We start from the raw sequence: 18712 nt of genomic DNA, 5'->3' as shown, positions 1-18712 counted from the left end.
TTCAGTGACTAGAATCGGTAGCCAAGATTCAGCGTTACAGCCGAACGAGTTTCACCTTTGTTGTACAACATGGTCATGTTGTAATGCTTGCCGATCTGCTTGTTAACCCCAGTTAGGAACGCCCACTGATCGATGTCGACACCAACGTCATAATCAAATTCGATGTCATCGGTTTTTACGGTGCCTTGCATACGTGAATTTAACCCTTGGTATTCAGCGCCCACGAAAAATTGAGCTCGATAATCGACTAATTGGTAACCCAACATAGGTTGAACCGTGACAATGCCATCGCCCCAATCGTCTAGTCCTTTAAGACGGGTTTGTGAATAACTGCCCGTAACAGAAGCAAAAAACTCTTTGTAACCAACAGACAGTGTTGTACCTACTCCGCGTAAGTCATATTCGAGATGCATCGGAACATTTAAGCGGCCACTGTTACACAGAGCCGAAACTTCACTACAAAGCAGATCACCAGCTCCATCAAATTGATCATTGAGCTTGTCTTTTAAGTATTCTCCTGCAGCGCCGGTATAAGAGGCATCCACATTCGCATCAACGTTTACCTTTCCTACGTATCCGAATACATTCCAGAATGGCAGGATATTTACGTCACCGCGTATCGAAACACTTTCCGCTTTGACCGTCGCAATACTATCTTCAGGGTCAAATAAGTCATTCAAGCGCACACCACCAATCACGTAATCTGTCATGGGAATGTCCATATCTTGATTTCGATAAGCCACTGATACGCCAAATGGAAGAGGCAAATCGATACCTTGGCGTCGCACCATATCGCCCATTAACGGGAAGATTCGGTCTAGCTTGACACTCGCTTCTAACATTCTTGGGTCTGATACTTCTTGAAGCCTCGCTTCGTTGATCACTTGTACGCCGTTATCGTCTTCATAAAACGCGACTGGCTCGATGATGCTCGTCATCTTCATCGGCTTGTTCTTGGTTGTACCAACCACTTCAGTTGTCTTACTCGCGATAACTAACTTTCCTGACGGTAAACTGTGAAACTCGATCTCTTGCTGATAGCTTTCTACCTTGTAGGTATGGTGTTTGAACGGTTTTTCATTGCTGATCAGCATGCGTTTTGGTTCACCGTCGACTAACTCAATGTCGACATTCAAAAAACGGAAATATGCGATGTCTTGAGGCAGTCCATACTTCGAATAATCGAAGCTAATGATGACTTTGTTATCGTCGATTTCTTTGACGCGAACCGAAGAAGAATCAAAGCTTTCTGCATAGTCACGTAATCGATATTCGGTACGTGTGAATGCTTCTATTTCATCGAGTAGGTTTTCGTTATCATCCAACTCTTCTGGGTTATATTTGATACGAAGATCGATGTTGCCTTTAGTATCGGTGTTCTTAACGAGATAGACGCTAGAGTCACGAATCTCATCACCAATTTGAAGAGTACGGTGTGCGTGTTCAACTAGATGCTCGCCCTGGACCAGTGAACTGATTGCTAATTTTGGCAAATCATGGCTGATGCCATATTTGTCAAACAGCGCTCGGCCTTTTTCCATGACTTCGCTGTATGTGTTCGTTTCTTCTGCGGCTGAAGCTAAAGAGGGTGTTGTAAGTAGCAGGGCGCTCGCTAATACAGAAAGAGTATGGGTCTTACAGGCGCTAGTGCGTATTTCAAAAAAACTCATGACGGTTTCCACTCTGAGTAGCCTCAAACCTTCGAGACTCAAACAGTCGATGTTGTACTGAACCTCGTGTTCAGTTGTTATGTATTCATCCGTTAGGATTGCTAGTGTGAATGTCGCGATTAAAAATGCATTGCGTCAATCAATGAGAGGATTTTAAGAGGAGGTGGCAGATCGCGTTAATCGCGTTTGATGGACGTCATCCTCACTTAGTCAAGAACAACGTTAATCAACTGATTCATAATGATTTTCAACAGATACAAAAACGGCCTGCGTAAAAACACTTGGCAGGCCGTTTTGTTATGAGTGGTTTACTGTATCCAGTTCTACACGTTTACCTTTACTCTGAATAGATCAGTAAATAGTTTCGCTATCATCAAAATGATTAAGATATTAACCATCATTAATAATGGTGTTTCAATTTGGTAGATGGGCGTCAGGTTGAGTGCGCCAGATGTAAGTACCACCAACAAGTTAATACCCAATATTCGATGTACCATGAGCTTAGGTGTCGCGAACATTTTCCATATCACCATAATATTAACGAAGTAGAATAGGGCGAGTTGCCAAAGTTCGGTCATTAAAGGCATCACGAAAATGTACTGCAATAAGATCACTGAACCTGTACCAAGCACGCCGAAAAACGCATCTTTGATGATGCTCGGTGGCATCGTCGGCACCATTGAAGAAAAGACGCCCGCAAGCATTGGAAAAATAAAACCGCCTGGCATTGGAAGATATATCCATATCAATAACGAAGTTACAAACATCGACACGCCTTGCAGCACTTTTCGCCCATCTTCATTCAAATGTTGAACAAACGTGCGATGAGCGTGATGCCAAGACACTTCTTTATGATCACCCATTAAATTAGGCTCACCTTCAACAAGTGATTGGTCTGGCGTTAGTGCGTTAAAGCTCGTCAAGTTGTTGGCAATAACGACCCATTGAATACCCAAGTCAGATTCACCGTGACTTTGTTTAAGCAACGTATCTTGGATATGCGCCATCTCGTTGATACGTAAACGCCATGTTTGGATGTTCTCTTTAAGATGATAACTACCAGTAAGTGGTAAATCTAAAAGTTGATACAGCTTATCAATATTCGCAGTGTTACTTTCAAGTGCGGCAATATCGATGTCGTCTGTTTTTTCCATAGCATCTAACAACGCTTGTTTACTGGTTTCAAACCGTTGAACAAAGTTAAGCTCTGTGTTCACTGGCCACACTAAGCGATACACGAAAGAGAAGACAACGACACCAAGTAGCGTTTCTTGAAGTCGAAGTACTGCAAAGTGAAAGGTAGTTTGACTATCGAACCCGCCCATACAGGCAACAATCGAACACACGGCAAATCCGATCGAAAAGATATAACCGTATTTTTCGTCGCTCGACATGAAGATACACACCCCAAGGAATAGGGTGAAAAAGGTTAGAAATAGGAAACGATCTTGAGAAAACATAGCGATCAGGAAAAAGGCATAACCGGTCCCTAACAAGGTTCCCATTAACCGGTTATGCCCTTTGTTTATTGAGTGGGCGAAACTCTCGTTCAATGTCATTACCGCAACGGCTATCGCGGCCCAATACGGTTTTTCCCAACCAAACCACAACGCTAGGCAAATTGCGATAACGATAGACAGTGCGGCTTTAATCGCTTCTTTAGTCGACGCATTGAACATAGAAATCACCCAATTATTTGATAATTTTGATAGAAGCAGTCATGCCAACACGCAGTTGTAAATCTCGTGGTACTTTGTCTAACTTGACCTTGATTGGAATGCGTTGAGCAAGACGTATCCATTGGAAATTAGGGTTCACGTTGGGTAACAGGTCGTTACCAGTACTGCCATCTTGCTTCGCAATACCAAAACCAATACTTTTGATGTGACCTTCTAATTGGACATTGTTGTGCATCATGAGTGTCACATACGCTTTATCTTGCGCATCAACACCTACCAGATCGGTCTCCTTGAAATAGCCTTCAATCCAAAAACTATCTTCATCGATCAAAGCGACTACGGGGGAGTTTGCAACCACTTGAGACCCAACACGCAGGTTCAAGTTAGTAATGTAGCCGTTGGTAGGCGCATAAACCTTGGTGTACTCAAGATTCAAGTGTGCTTCTTCAACGCTGGCCTTTGCCAATTCAACGTTGGCTGAGCTCGTTTCTACAGCATTGTCTAAGTTATTGAGAGTCAGCACGGGCACAGCACCTGGCGTTCTTTTTTCTAAATTCAACGCACGTTGTTCTTCATTCTTTGCCTTGGCGAGTAGGGCAAGCGCTTGTTTCTGAGTCGCTAGGGCTTTTTTATAGGTTGCTTTGTAGATACTAGGGTCGATTTCAAAAAGAAGATCGCCTTTAGACACTTGAGAGTTATCGTCTACATGTACCTCAATAACCTGTCCGGTTACACGCGGTGTAATTGAAACAATGTACGCACTGACTTGACCGTCTCTTGTCCATGGGTTGCTTGTGTAAGATTGGTAGTAGCTGAAAACCACAGAGCCAGCAGCAGCGACTAACAACAGTGTGATTAGATAACGTTTGATCACGGTAAATGCCTCAAAAGATGGTAATAAATTGGCCAATAATGCCAGTGAAAATCACAATTAGACTCAGTTCTGCTATTGCAGGAAAGGCGACATATTTATGTATCCCAAGCCTTGTAGCGATTGACCCAGTTAAGATTGTTAACATGTAAGCCAATGCAATAACCAATAACAACGGCGGGAAATAGACTTCTCCCCACACAAGTTCGTGTGGCATTGTGTTCATGTTTCTTCTCTCTATTCGTTTGATGAATGCAAAGATAACGGAGTTCGATTCATTGTGATAATCGCTTATGGAGGATCGGATCCATCAAAAATCCGAGTTTACTCAAAAACTATGCCACCAAACTCTTGTTTAGTGCCGTAAACCGGTAGAGCAAGGGTTGATAGGCTACCGTTCTGGATGTAAAAACATTTAATCGAAATTTATTTCGAAAATAATCCACTTTTTACTGCTGTGGACTAAATCCATTAAAAACAAAGACTTTAGATGTAAATTGCTCTTCAAGAACTCTCCAAATAGTCAAAGTGATGATTTGATCCATCAAATGGGATTACATAATAAAACCTTTTGTTCTTAATATTAGGTTCGAAGCAACGAGATGCTTTATTTATTATTGAATAATCCAACAAATATCATTATTAAGTTATTCGTTAGATTATTTACTCCTTATATTTAGTAACAAGAGTAAATTTGTCATGGACATTATTTCTAATTTATTTGACATGGCACCATTTGTCGCTCTATTTATTACACTCTCATTGGGTTATATGGTGGGTAAAATTACCATTGGTCGATTTGTTTTAGGCGGGGTAGCCGGAACATTATTAATGGGCGTAATTATTGGGCAATTTGGTGTTCAGATTGATCCCGGCGTAAAAAGCATTTTCTTTGCGCTCTTTATTTATGCTGTGGGTTATCAAGGCGGTGCGCAATTCTTTAAAGCACTTAACTTCCGAACAATAAACATCCTGCTTTCTGCGGTTGTTATGACGGTATCAGGCTTATTGTGTGTGCTTGCGGCTGCCTGGTTATTTGACCTAGATAGAGGTACAGCTGCAGGTTTAGCGGCTGGTGGCTTAACTCAATCTGCGATCATTGGTACAGCCGGGGATGCCATTGCACGTCTTGGTGGTGTATCTGAAGAAGCTAAGCATTTAATGCAAACTAATGTTGCCGTTGGTTACGCGGTAACATATATCTTTGGCTCTTTAGGTCCAATCTTGATGGTGACTTGGGTATTCCCAACGTTGATGAAGTGGGACATTCGCTCTGAAGCAATTGCGTTAGAGGAGAAAAATTCTAATGGTAAACGTGATCTAGCGGACGGCGAGTTTAACGCGGTCACGGCTTTAGTAACGCGTGCTTTCAAAGTGACTAACGACGACCAGCTTGTTGGTAAAACATTAGCGCAATTGAACCAATCATCACTTGCTGCGTGTATCGAACTTATTGAGCGCGATGGAAAAGAGCTGAGTGCAGACAAGTTCACAGCACTTAAAGCGGGCGACCTTGTTGTGGTTACCGGCCGTAGAAATGCGGTTTATGAACTACAGAGCAAGGCACAAAGTAATGAAGTAGCATTACCGGAAAGCTATGAAGTTATTGAAGAAAATCGTCAACTTATCGCTGATAACCGCAAGCTGATTGGTCGTTCGTTAAGAGAGATCAAAGATAGCTCAAATCAACGTTCGTTCCGTGGTGTGTATGTTACAGACTACATGCGTGCTGGTACTTCAGTGGCTATTACCGAAGACCTTATTGTTGAGAAGAACGATGTTATCCAGCTAACGGGTACCGCTCAAGACATCAACCGAGTTGAAAAACACATCGGTAAGCGAATGGGTTCTGCGACTATGACTGACTTCATCGTACTGGGTTTCGGTATGGTGTTGGGCCTTCTTATCGGTTTAATCAGCTTCAAGATTGCAGGTATTCCCGTAACGATTGGTTCTGGTGCAGGTTGTTTGATCTCTGGCTTACTTGTTGGTTGGTTACGTAGCCGAAACCCACATGTGGCTCAGTTCCCTGCGGGGGCTGCAAACTTCATTCGTGACTTTGGTTTAGCGGCATTTGTTGGCATTGTTGGCTTACAAGCAGGCCCTCAAGCGGTTGATACCATCAAAGAACACGGTATGTCACTTCTGTTCTTGGGTATGGCAGTCACTATCATTCCACAGATTATTTCATTCTTCTTCTCGTACTGTGTATTGAAGATCAAGAACCCAGTAGAAGCTTTAGGTTGTGTGACTGGTGGTCGAAGTGCAAACCCAGCATTCGCAGCATTGATGGAAAAAACAGGTAATGCAACGCCAGTATTCTCGTTCACCGTGACTTACGCTGTAGCCAACGTGTTACTGACTCTATGGGGACCAATTATCGTTGGCATTATTACCGTTAATGCGGGTATGTAGTTAAAACTACGAACTTATTACAGATACGCAAACAACCCAAGAAATTATCAATTTATTAAAAGGTCTACCAAATAACGATTAAGGTAGGTCTGAATAACCACACTTAAATAACATTATTATATTTAAATTGTTCACGATTAAATTATTAGGTAAATATCATGACTACACAAAATACAACCATCGACTTTTCAAAATTCGCTGATCTAAGCCCATTTGAATTAAAAGATAAATTAATTGAAGTTGCACAAACAGTACCTGACCGTGCTTTATTAGACGCAGGTCGTGGTAACCCTAACTTCCTTGCTACATTGCCACGTAAAGCGTTCATTCGCTTAGGTGAATTTGCAGTAATGGAAGCTGAGCGCACGTATTCATATTTAGATGGTAGCTTTGGTGGTATTCCGGACGGTGTGGGCATTGTTGAGCGTTTCGACTCGTACGCAAACAACAATCAGCAGAACCCAGGCGTTCAATTCATTGAAAAAGCATTGAGTTACGCGAAAGATCGCCTAGGTATCGAGAAGCAAGTGTTCCTAAACGAACTGGTAAACGCTTACTTGGCGTGTAATTACCCAGTACCGCCACGCATGCTGACAAATATCGAAAGTGTTGTAAAACAATACATTGCAGAAGAGATGTACGGTCCAATGCCAATGACGACGGATTTCGATCTGTTTGCAACGGAAGGCGGTACGGCATCAATGACGTACACGTTCCAAACCATGTTTAACAACGGATTACTGAAGAAAGGTGACAAAGTTGCGTTAATCACGCCAATCTTTACGCCTTACTTAGAGATCCCTGAGCTTTCAGAATACGAACTTGAGATTGTTGAGCTTCGCTTAGATGAGAAGACATGGCAGTTGCCTATGTCTGAAATCGTTAAGCTTGAAGACAAAGACATCAAATTACTATGTGTAGTAAACCCAGCTAACCCTGCATCAGTAAAGTTCTCTGATGAAACGCTGAACAACCTATCAAACTTTGTAAACACCCAGCGTAGTGACCTGTTCATTATCACCGATGATGTGTACGGCACATTCGCAGACGATTTCGTTTCGCTGTTTGCCAAACTTCCATACAACACGCTTTGTGTTTACTCATTCTCTAAGTACTTCGGTGCGACAGGCTGGCGCCTTGGCTCGATTGCGATTCAACACAGCAACGTGTTCGATGATGCGATGCGCAGCCTACCAGAAATTCGTCAACTTGAACTGGATGATCGCTACAAGACGTTAGACCCAGAACCGCGCGGTATTAAATTCATCGATCGTATCGTTGCAGATAGCCGCAGCGTAGCACTAAACCACACCGCAGGTCTTTCATTGCCACAACAAGTTCAAATGGCGCTGTTCTCATTGAACTGCCTAATGGACTCAGAGCAAAACTATAAAGAAGCATGCAAACGTATTATTCGCGAACGCTACAAAACGTTGTACAAAAACATGGGTGTCGAAATTGAAGAAAACAAAGATCGTGTGGACTACTACACACTGCTTGAGCTCGACACTCTGGGTGGCAAATTGTACGGCCCAGCTTTCGTTGAATGGTTCAAAGCGAACGAGAAGGGGAAAGACTTCCTGTTCCGCCTTGCCCACGAAACTGGCGTTATCTTACTTCCTGGAAAAGGCTTCGATGTAGTACACGCCTCTGTTCGTGTATCGCTAGCGAACCTGACTCACCATGAGTACGAACTTATTGGTCGCGCAACTCGTAAGGTGTTGGATGAGCACTTTGCAGAGTTTCAAGGCAAATAAGCATCAGTCACTGGCTTGGAATCAAAACACCGGTTTAAGCCAATGACCTACAACACAAATTAAGAATAAGCCTTGGCGATGTCGAGGCTTATTCCGACCAAATAAGCACAGTGTTCGAGTAGCTATCTATTGGGTGCAATCGTTGTGTTTATTTAGTCGCTAAATCCAATCGTAATTCATTCCGACAAAATCAGAAGAGCGGCGTATGAAAAGTATTATTTCTATTCAATCTCACGTGGTCTTTGGACATGCAGGCAACAGCTCTGCGGTTTTTCCAATCCAACGAATGGGACTCGATGTGTGGCCTATCCATACTGTTCAGTACTCTAATCACACTCAATATGAGCAAGGTTGGACAGGTCAAACATTTGGATCAGATGATATTCGAAATTTAATTCGAGGCTTAGACAACATTAGCGCATTGAAAGACTGTGGTGCGATCCTATCGGGATATCAAGGAAGTGCGGACCAATGCAAAGCAGTTGCCGAAGCGGTCAATCTCATCAAAGAGAAGAACCACAGTGCACTCTATGTTTGTGACCCTGTAATGGGTGACCCGGACAAAGGTTGTATTGTTGATGATGGCGTTAAAGCCGCTATTACAAAACACATGTTGCCCATTGCCGATGTCATCGTTCCGAACCAATTTGAACTAAGCGAATTGACAGAGACCAAGATCAACTCGCTTTATGATGCGGTTACTGCCTGTAAGAAAGCATTGGAAATGGGCCCGAAGATGGTGCTTGTCAAGCATCTCCATTCTCTGCCCGATGATGCGTTCAGTATGATACTGGCAACGAAGAAGGCCTGTTATTTAGTCCAGCGGCCGAACATTGAATTTGATAAACAACCGGTAGGTGTAGGTGACCTGATTTCTGGCCTCTTTACCGCAGGGTTGATGAAAAGGATGTCCCCAGTCGCTGCATTTCGACATACGAACAACGCCGTTTATGGTGTGTTGGAATTGACCAAGAGTTACGGGACTTGGGAATTACAAACGATTAACGCTCAATATGAATTTGTAGAACCAACCCATGACTTCAATGTAGTCAAAATTGGATAAGCCTATACGTTATTTATAGCGTTAGATCTCATGGAAGCTTGAACCGCACGTAACTGATTGAAGTGGGGTTATTTCGATGGATAGCGTCCTACAAACGAGATTACGAGCTTAGTGTCATCCTAGCTATATTGCTGAGCACACGGAGATGGATTTCACTTTATCCCTATTTATAAACCTCTCTGTTTTTTTACTTCTCTTTTTATTAAACAGAGTCTCTGGATTATTTTAGAGAACATTAAATGAGCCTAAATATGAACCGTCTAATTTCTTCGGGTTTTACTATAGCTATGTCATTGCTCGTGGTGGCTTGTAGCTCACCTCATACATTGGATGTACGCGTTAACAAAGACAACTACAAGGAAGTGGTTGTTGAAGAGGCACAATTAGGGGAAGAGCCACTTCGTATCTGGGCGAGCGAGGAGCCGAACTTTCTCTACTCCTCACACGATCAAACCACACCGATTACGGTGTCTGGAGATCAACTGAACATCCTCGCATTATCCGGAGGCGGTGCGAACGGCGCATTTGGTGCGGGCATTTTGATAGGCCTAGAAGAGTCTGGTCAGCTGAAAGATTATTCCATAGTAACGGGAATCAGTGCAGGAGCTTTAATGGCACCATTTGTGTTCATTGGCGGAGATGCGTTTCCAAAGATGAAAGAAGTGATGTTGAACATTAACGACAAGTCAGTGTTGGGTAAGAAGAACTTTCTTAACACGATCTTTAAAGATGCATTCACCAACGGTGAAAATTTGTATCAATTTATTGCTGAGGCTTTCCCTGATCCAATGATCGAGCGAATTGCACAACAACATCGCAGTGGTAAACGCCTGTTTATTGGCAGCACACACTTTGATTCTGGTGAGCTTGTTATTTGGAATGTGGGTGCAATCGCAAACAGTGATATACCAGACAAAGCCGAACTCATATACCAGGTATTGGCAGCAAGTGCGTCAATTCCTGGTGTGTTCCCACCACAGTTTATCGACGTCGAATATGAAGGCGAAAGTTTTGAAGAGCTACACGTTGATGGTGGGTTGGCGGCGCAAGTGTTCTTCAATCCATCCAATTTCGACTATCAACAGATTTCAGATGCGCTTGGTCTAGAAACGTCACCTCAGCTTGACGTAATTCGAAATGGAGCGCTTACATCACCGTACCACTCGCTTAGAGATAAGGGCTTGGATTTGGTCGCAAAGAGCGTATCAAGTCTGACTCTTGCTCAAACGCGTGGTGATTTGTACCGAATGAAATACATCAGTGCAACCAACAATATCGATATGCAATTTACTTACATGGAACACGACTTTGGTTATGCGAAACGCACTAAAGACATGTTTGATGAACATTACCTATTAACCATATACAAATATGGTTATCACAAAGCAACTCAAGGGAAACCTTGGGTAACCGAATTACCTTAGTTAGGGATCTTAGAAAATGAGAAAAACAGCATTAGCGCTACTTTTAATGGCAACGTCTACCAGTGTGATGGCCCAAAACGCGACCACAATGGATCAACAAAAAGTCGATAATGACATGCGACAACTGACTGACGTTCAACAAGAAGCTGCACTGATTATGGTTGAAGGTAATTCAGATTACGTTGCCATTGATTACATTGGTCAGTGGATTAAGGTGAACAACTACGTTTCGCATAAAGAAGCGAAAGAACGACAACTTGAGAAAACGACCAAGAAATACATTTACTCCCAAACGGGTGAAACTTTAGAGTCGATTGAACAGAGAATCGTTGACCATATTCAAGCGGATCAGCCTAGATATTTCAGTGTTGATGTTTACCGCAATTACCACGGCGATTCAGGTGACTTTAATTACCTAGCCCGAGTAATCGAATACATTTAGGTTATTCGCTAAGCACCAATGATAAACCTACTGACTTAAGTAGGTTTTTTCGTTTCGACCTGACGAACTCATTTCACTATTATTATTCTTACAAAGTAGAAATTTCGTCAACCTGTGATAATTTATATACATAACAACTAAAAGTAAGCACAACAAAATGAACTTCAGCATTGAACAGCTTCTCGCGTTCGTTACCGTTTATGACCAGCTTTCCTTCAGTAAAGCTGCCGTTAAGCTCAACAAGCACAGAACGACTATCGGACAGGTGATTACCAATCTGGAAGACCAACTCGCCGTAAATCTTTTTAATAGAGTTGGCCGTTCGGTCGAACCCACGGAAGACGGGCACCTTCTTTACCATTACGCCAAACAAACCATTGAACAAGCACGCACCTTCGACAAGGTTGCGTTGAGCCTTTCTTATGGCGGGTTAGAAAATATTACGATTGCATACTCTAGTGTTATTCCTCAACGTGTTTTGGTTGATATTCGAAAGCAGCTCAAGCGTGACTTTCCAATGATGCGAGTTAACTTCCTGGTTCGTAACAAGAAGGAGATCAAGCAAGGGATACAAAGTGGTGAATATCACTTCGGTTTAGTGAATGTTCACGATAGCCGTGCGATGCACAGTTTAGATGCAACGTTTTTGGGGCATATTGAATTCTATCCGTTCGTAAAAAAGAACGGTGAGTTCTCTAATCTAGACAAAGAAGATGTACTGGTTGCGTTAAGAAACTCGAAACAGTTTGTATTGAAATCCTTGATCGAAGAAGGGATGTCGGAAAAAATAGTGGTGAGTTCAGACCATGAGGAGATCGACCAACTCGCGTTGATGATCAAATTAGTTGAAGAAGGTTTGGGTTGGGCACTTTTACCTAGATCATTTTTCTCTGACCCAGAGTTTTCTCAACACGAAATCGAACCTATTCAAGCAGCGCAAATGGTTGAAGGTTTCAAATTTGGTTTTGCATTATGGTGTCCTCACTCGAAACAGATCAGTGATATCAAAGGCTCACTGACGTCTGTGATCGCTGAGTATCGAGACCGTTTAATCAGTAATTTTCGTCCGTAGCGCTTATCGGTGATAACAATGTTGATATGAATTCGTCCTGAGAATCAGAATTCGTTTCTCACTTGGCAATTCTATATAAAGGCTCATTTTGAGCCTTTTTTTATACCTGTTATTCGCGATTCATCTCCCCCTTAAACAACATGATTTGATGGGTCTGACCCTCTATATGAGAGTAGGGCAATGCCACAGTTTGACCTATTCTAATCCGGTCGATTAAGGACCCCCTTTATTGGCAATAAGTGTTTAATTTCTATGTTTATTGCAAGGAAGCAAACTTTCGGCCGGGTTTTATTACCCGGCCTTTTTTATTGAGGCCAATCTTATGAATCGCTGCGGCGGCTTTGCTCTTTTTTCTTGCTCTTTGCTTACAATAACGCCTTCCTTGGCATCGTTTTATGATCCTGTTGATGGTCAATTCGATATGGGACATCACATAGCCGAAAATGCTCATGGCTTCTTGCCTATTCCCATTTTAATTACTGAACCTGCGGTGGGCTACGGTGGCGGTGTAGCAGGGTTGTTTTTACATGAAACGGAAGAAGAAAAGCGACAACGAAAGCAGGCTGCTCTTTCTGCCATTGATGGTGGTGCGCAGCTTGTACCTTCAGCAATGTCAGTAATTGGCGCGGTAGGGACAGAGAACGAAACATGGTTTGTATTTGGGGGACATAGACGTTCATGGATGAATGATTCAATTCGTTACACGGGAGGTGGCGGCTTTGGTGTTGCGAATTTGGATTTGTACACATCAATTAACTGGGGACCGATAGACCATGATCTTAGAATAGGCACATCAACTTCAGTGGCCGTACTTTCACAAAAGGTACAGTTTAGGATCGGACAGTCGCCTTGGATGTTGGGGATAAAACAGTTACTAGCTAAGTCTGAGATTGAATTTGATAATACGGTTTTAGACCGAATTTTAGGTAATGAATCGGTGACTTCTGGTCTAGGATTGGAAGCTGAATATGACACAAGAGATAATCTATTTTATCCAACCAAAGGTTACAAATTGTCTGCAGATTACATGGTGTACGACGATGCGATTGGCAGTGATTACAATTACCGAAATTTGAACATAGATGGAGAAGCCTATATCCCAATCAATCAGAAATGGATGCTAGGTTTAGCCGCGAATTATCAAAACTTCGACCAACAAGATCGGCTTGTATCCCCAACAGCAAAGCCGTATGTGTCTTTACGCGGAGTGTCTTCTTACCGCTACCAAGGTGATGAAATTGAAACGATACAAGGGCAACTGACGTATAGCATTAATCATCGTTGGAAGGTGTCTGGGTTCTATGGTTCTGGTACTGCAAAGCAAGATAACATTGTAAGTCACGATAGCACCATCAATGCTGGAGGTGTTGGTTTCCGATACCAAATTGCAAGACGTTATGGTTTGCATCTTGGAATGGATTACGCACAAAGCCATGAAGAGCGAGCTATCTACTTTAATGTCGGCAGTGGTTTCTAGAACAACGGATTAAGTTGAATTTTTCCAATAAAAAAGGCGCTAATCAGCGCCTTTTCGTTTTCTATCACTTTCTTGCAGTAAGATTACTTCTTACGGCAGAACTCAGCGATTACGTACATTGATTGACCGCCGTTTGTTTTACCAGAAACAAGCTTAGGATCGTCACCAACGCTGATGCCGCGAATAACAGTACCTTGCTTAATCACTTGGTTAGTACCTTTGATTGGCAGGTCTTTGATTACTGTTACGTCGTCACCTTTTTTAAGTTCAACGCCGTTCACGTCAAGAGGCTTATCATCAGCAGACATACCGATTTGTGCCCAAACTGACGTTTCTTCTTCAAGGTACATCATGTCTAGCGCGTCTTGAGCCCAGCTTTCAGAGTTCAGACGAGTAAGTTGACGCCATGCAGTTACTTGAACTGGCGCTTCTTGACTCCACATACTGTCGCTTAGGCAGCGCCAGTGGTTGATATCTTTAGGATCGTCAATTTCACCAAGACATTTGTCACATACCATGATGCCGTGATCCACTGTTACGTGGCTGTGTGGCGGCACTGCGTATGCAGTAAGAGAAGAATCAGAACCACATAGTTCACATTTAGATTGGCAGCGTTCTAGCATCGTAGCTTCAGAAGACATAATGGACTCACATTTATTAGGTATTAAATTACGGGGCTATTATCCACTTTATTTACAATAAAGAAAGAGGTCGTACGGTATTCTGTCTTGATTAATTTTAGCTGAGATCAACCATTTGTGTTTTAAAGGTTTATGCAAACGGTTAACTAGGGGAATTGTTCGAACGACAGAGACAAAAATGCCAGCGGCTAGGCTGGCATTTGGTTTCATTAATTTTTGATCATACGATTATTACTTGCTCGCATCTAACAAGCCAGCGGTTACGCTTGCAATGCCAGTCCCCTGCGATAAGGTAAATTGTACAATTTGCGAGGTCATTTCTGCGTTGGCTGCTGCATCACCAGCATTTTTCTGAGAAATTACAGTAGAGTGTTCAGCCTCTGATGATGATTTGTCAAAATACGAAGCCAGCTTGTCTCCCGAAGAGTCCAGTGCAGTATTAACCAATGATAACTTTTTAAACAGTGGTTCGGTTCCAGCTGTTGGGATCTCAGCAACAGAGTTTGGTATTGTTTCGTCACCGTCGGCTTGAATACCAAATACTGGTCCCGAAGTGGTAGAGGCAATGTTGTAAGGGTCAACATTATCTAGAACTGTTTGAGCAGCATACATGAATGAAGTCTGGGTAGAGTCGATTGTCGCTTTGATAGCTTTGTCTGAAGCAGAAGCACTATCACTACTTAAAGCAGTGTAATATTCGGCAAAGCAAACACCACCAGACTTACTTACTGGCGCACAGTTACTTGTATAGTGTGCTTGGTACTCGGTTACACTTGATAGGCTGACCGTATGCTTGATCTCTGGCGAGAAAGAACCTGAATTTAGCAAGAACGGTGCAATGCCTCCACCAGGGTTAGCAAGGGTAGCACTTGTATAACTAAACATAGAATCGATAGCAGGGTTCAACACAGTGTTACCTACCGTGTAAGAGCTGATTCCTGTAATAGCCCCAATAGAATGCCCAAATAGAGATACATTGGTTTTATCTAGGTTACTGAATGCTGCATCAGTAGCAGAATTTAAAGCAAAGCGAACTCCAAGCCCGTCAATGGCGCTCTGACGTATGTTATCTCGTGCAACTGGTAAATACTCAAGATTCATATAAACGGTAGGTGTTGTTGGTGTCGTAACGACATCCGTACTTAGTGCGCGTTGACCGTGAAGTGGTTGGTCGATAGCGATAATTGCATAGGGTTTGTATGGTGCAGTTCCAGTAAGTGCGCCGCCAATATGCTGAATCGCGAAAGCGTAAGCACTCTCTTTGATACTAGTGATACCGTGTTGGTACTGCAAAATTGGTAAACTGCTGTCGATAGCTACTCCTTCAGGCACAAACATAACGAACGGCACTGACTTTACTGCTCGAATTTGCGGTACAGCGCTGTATTTGGTCATGATACGCGCGCTGTCTAACTGTTCTCCATCTGCGAGGGTTAACTTTTCTCCAATGAGTAATTGTTGGTACTCTGCTTGATAGAGTTGAGTAGCGGGCTCAGTGATCCCTAAACCTGCTAGCTGTGTAGCAACGGCTGCTTTGTCCGCGTCACTTCCTGAGCTGAGTACATTCAAGATGGTTAAAACACTAGGCATAGCACTACGCCAAGGCGTTGTTTTCCACTCATCGTCTGTTAATGAATCGGACAAGAAGTATGGTAGCTCAACTGTTCCTCTATACACTTGAATAGAAGCAGCAGCTGGTGCTGAGAAGTTAGCATTGTAACCAGCCGCTAATTGTGTAGCAGCATCGTCACCAAATGCACTCTTAAACATCGCGTCAGCTTGTACAGCTGTAGCAAAATCCTGTTTCGCTCCATCAACTGTAAATGTATACAGCTTGTCGAGATCAGCTACCGAAATATTATTTGGATTCGCTAGGTTCTTCCATATATCAGAAGGGGTAACTGCGGGACTAATCGTTTGTGCAATTGCAGCTTTGGTCCCGTTCATAACGTTACCAGCTGAAGCAGTCGTAAACCAAGATGAATAGATGATCTCATCTGAACTTGACACTTCACCATAGCCAGCGAATAACGCTTCAACTTGATGGATGATTTTTTGTGGTAAATCGAGCGAGCCTGCTTGGTCTATATCTGTCGTTTTTAAAGACGCGTAGGAGCTTGATGTTCCAAGTGGTTCATCTGCGCTATCAATAATTGAGTCAGTTAATGCATAGATGTAGTCAGAGCTAGGGTCTAAACCTTTAAGAGGTAAAACTTGTATGGTCTTAAAATCGCTAGATGCCACTAAGTAGTCAACGCCAGCAGTTAGCGCAGTAAAGTTAGACATGACACCGGTGCCCAGATCAACATCCACTTTAGCAACTTTTACACCGGCATTTAGGTGCGCGCTAAACGGTGTCGTACCCATCATCACGACATCATTCTTCAACGTTCTGTCACTAGGAAGATTCACATTAATAGTAAATGGCATGATAGTACTCCAACCATCAGCTTCTCCCATCGCTACTTTTGGATCATTCAGTAACCCCGTTGAATTTGCATCTAGCGGAATGTTCAATGTGTGGTCATTGGTATCGAATAGAAAGAAAGAGGGAAGAGGTACATCCGCTTCATTACCTAACAGAGTGAAGCTAATTTTTGAACTTCTAGCTAATGATTGGTTGATTGCATCGGAATAAGGTGCTGCTGTTGAATCGCCAGAGCTTTCACTGTTGTCTCCACAGCCAGCAAGTAGTAATGCCGAGCATACGAGAGATAAAGAAAATTTGTTGTTCATGTAATTATTCCCGTACGGTTAGTTGAAGGTGTAGTTAAGTTGTATCGCTGAAAGGTAAGCAACGCCCTCAGCATCAAATGTAAGCTTTTGTCCTGCCGCATCAGTTTCGGTAAACGAACCACTTTCACTTTGTACTAGGGCAAATGCAGCATCGACGGTCATGTTTTCTGATATTGCGTAAGTTAGACCTGCTGAATACCACATACGATCGCTGTCCGGGATACTTAATGTCGCCTCACCAGCTTGCTCGTCATACGCTAGACCCGCTCGTACCGTCCAATTTTGATTAATCATGTAAGTTGCACCTACAGACCATCTTTGATTGTCTTCGTAATGTTCGGTTTTTAAGAAACATTCGTTATTTTTACAATCTGAACTTGTGGCTTTTAACTCTTTGAACTTACTCCACTTAGTTAACTGCCAACCATAGTGTATTGCCCAAGCATCGTTGAGTTGATGAAAAGCTGATAATTCGAAGATATCAGGCAGTTCAATTTCAAGACGGCCTGTGGTTTTGCCAGGAGCGCCATTTTCCATTTTTAAACCTGTGTAGTCAGTGAACTCACCGTCATCAAAATCGAGTTCAACGGACGATCGGTAACCAAATCCAAAACGGTTGTACTCGTTAAGTTCATACAACGCGCCCACATTCCAACCAAAAGCAAAAGTCTCACCAGTCATCGAGATCAATTTGTCGCTTGGTGAGCCACCAACAGGAAGGCTGCCTTTATGTCTGTTGAGTTCGGCTTCTGCATAAACAAAGTTAACGCCAGCTCCAACACTAAAACTATCGTTAACTCTGTACGCGATATTTGGGTTTAAGTTGACTGAAATTAGTGATGTGTCACCTGCCAAATCACCCGCATAAATATCATCGGGGTAATCAGTGGCCACTCCGTACGTCGTAAACATGCCAATTCCCCAAGCCCATTTGTCGTTGATAGGACTAATGTAATAAGCAGCAGGGACGATTTGTAAAGGAGCTACATCTGATGATTTTTGGTTGAAATCGTTGTCATTGATTTTGGTTTGAGTAACATCAACCTCTGGATCAACGATAGAAACCGCGCCTGAAAACTGTGCTGTATCAAATAGGGTCATTGCGGCGGGGTTTCTCGCTAGTACACTCGCGTTATCGGCTACGGCACCTTCACCTGAAAATGCGCGACCAAGACCTGAGGCAGAATGCTCAGCAACTTGGAAACCAGCCGCAAGTGAATTACATGCAAATAGCACAGAAAGCGAAACGAGAGAGCGTTGTATTGTTTTCATCCTTGACCCTCCTAGGGCATCAAATCTCATTCTTATTGTTGAAAACACACTGAGCATTGTTGGTGTTTAAGCTCTAATGTAAACGGTATGTTAAATTCAAATTTCATATAAAGTCAAAGAATGAGTTATCATTTTGTGAAGTAATGTTTTTAAGGAGCGGCACTCTAACACTAATAATATAATTACAATCAAT

14 protein-coding genes are annotated in these 18712 nt (G+C 42.8%); 7 read left to right on the top strand and 7 right to left on the bottom strand.

The genetic code is table 11. The features are described 5' to 3' along the window. Window positions 1-8 precede the first annotated feature (8 nt). The 4 genes from QUF19_RS25140 to QUF19_RS25125 all read right to left on the bottom strand — a co-directional run bounded on the left by QUF19_RS25140 (window position 9) and on the right by QUF19_RS25125 (window position 4446). Window positions 9-1670, bottom strand: a complete 1662-nt coding sequence (locus tag QUF19_RS25140; RefSeq protein ID WP_286300832.1) for a hypothetical protein — start codon at window positions 1668-1670, stop codon at window positions 9-11. A gap of 323 nt (window positions 1671-1993) precedes the next feature. Next, window positions 1994-3349 carry an FUSC family protein gene (locus QUF19_RS25135; protein ID WP_286300830.1) on the bottom strand — a complete coding sequence of 452 codons (1356 nt, stop codon included), beginning with the start codon at window positions 3347-3349 and terminating at the stop codon, window positions 1994-1996. 13 nt (window positions 3350-3362) lie between these two features. Beyond that, window positions 3363-4223, bottom strand: coding sequence for an HlyD family secretion protein (locus QUF19_RS25130; protein WP_286300828.1), 861 nt, complete (start codon window positions 4221-4223; stop codon window positions 3363-3365). Between the two features lie 10 nt (window positions 4224-4233). Then, window positions 4234-4446, bottom strand: coding sequence for a DUF1656 domain-containing protein (locus tag QUF19_RS25125; RefSeq protein WP_123285082.1), 213 nt, complete (start codon window positions 4444-4446; stop codon window positions 4234-4236). A 473-nt stretch (window positions 4447-4919) separates the two neighbouring features. Here QUF19_RS25125 and aspT point away from each other — a divergent pair, with 473 nt between their 5' ends. From aspT to QUF19_RS25090, 7 genes are all read left to right on the top strand, one after another. After that, window positions 4920-6635 (top strand): aspartate-alanine antiporter, encoded by a 1716-nt coding sequence (aspT, locus tag QUF19_RS25120; protein WP_286300822.1) that lies wholly within the window; start codon window positions 4920-4922, stop codon window positions 6633-6635. 158 nt (window positions 6636-6793) lie between these two features. Next, window positions 6794-8392, top strand: a complete 1599-nt coding sequence (locus QUF19_RS25115) for a bifunctional aspartate transaminase/aspartate 4-decarboxylase (protein WP_286300820.1) — start codon at window positions 6794-6796, stop codon at window positions 8390-8392. 205 nt (window positions 8393-8597) lie between these two features. Continuing rightward, window positions 8598-9455: a pyridoxal kinase PdxY gene (gene pdxY, locus QUF19_RS25110; protein ID WP_286300818.1), complete on the top strand. Its 858-nt coding sequence runs from the start codon at window positions 8598-8600 to the stop codon at window positions 9453-9455. 251 nt (window positions 9456-9706) lie between these two features. Continuing rightward, window positions 9707-10879, top strand: coding sequence for a patatin-like phospholipase family protein (locus QUF19_RS25105; protein ID WP_286300816.1), 1173 nt, complete (start codon window positions 9707-9709; stop codon window positions 10877-10879). Between the two features lie 16 nt (window positions 10880-10895). Continuing rightward, window positions 10896-11321: a hypothetical protein gene (locus QUF19_RS25100; protein ID WP_286300814.1), complete on the top strand. Its 426-nt coding sequence runs from the start codon at window positions 10896-10898 to the stop codon at window positions 11319-11321. Between the two features lie 157 nt (window positions 11322-11478). Beyond that, on the top strand, window positions 11479-12393 hold the full coding sequence (locus QUF19_RS25095) for a LysR family transcriptional regulator (protein ID WP_286300812.1): 915 nt from the start codon (window positions 11479-11481) through the stop codon (window positions 12391-12393). Window positions 12394-12715: 322 nt separating this feature from the next. Then, window positions 12716-13870, top strand: a complete 1155-nt coding sequence (locus QUF19_RS25090) for a BamA/TamA family outer membrane protein (RefSeq protein ID WP_286300810.1) — start codon at window positions 12716-12718, stop codon at window positions 13868-13870. Window positions 13871-13953: 83 nt separating this feature from the next. Here the strand turns inward: QUF19_RS25090 and QUF19_RS25085 are convergent, their stop codons facing one another. From QUF19_RS25085 to QUF19_RS25075, 3 genes are all read right to left on the bottom strand, one after another. Further along, window positions 13954-14511 carry a PhnA domain-containing protein gene (locus tag QUF19_RS25085; protein ID WP_017111983.1) on the bottom strand — a complete coding sequence of 186 codons (558 nt, stop codon included), beginning with the start codon at window positions 14509-14511 and terminating at the stop codon, window positions 13954-13956. A gap of 231 nt (window positions 14512-14742) precedes the next feature. Beyond that, the gene (locus tag QUF19_RS25080; protein ID WP_286300805.1) at window positions 14743-17247 is read right to left on the bottom strand and encodes a VolA/Pla-1 family phospholipase; all 2505 of its coding nucleotides are present in this window, start codon (window positions 17245-17247) and stop codon (window positions 14743-14745) included. 18 nt (window positions 17248-17265) lie between these two features. After that, window positions 17266-18519 carry an outer membrane protein transport protein gene (locus QUF19_RS25075; RefSeq protein ID WP_286300804.1) on the bottom strand — a complete coding sequence of 418 codons (1254 nt, stop codon included), beginning with the start codon at window positions 18517-18519 and terminating at the stop codon, window positions 17266-17268. Window positions 18520-18712 lie beyond the last annotated feature (193 nt).

The organism is Vibrio sp. FE10 (assembly GCF_030297155.1).
GTDB lineage: Bacteria > Pseudomonadota > Gammaproteobacteria > Enterobacterales > Vibrionaceae > Vibrio > Vibrio apostichopi.
Note: the sequence above shows the minus strand (reverse complement) of the source record. Positions and strands in the feature narration are given on the sequence as shown.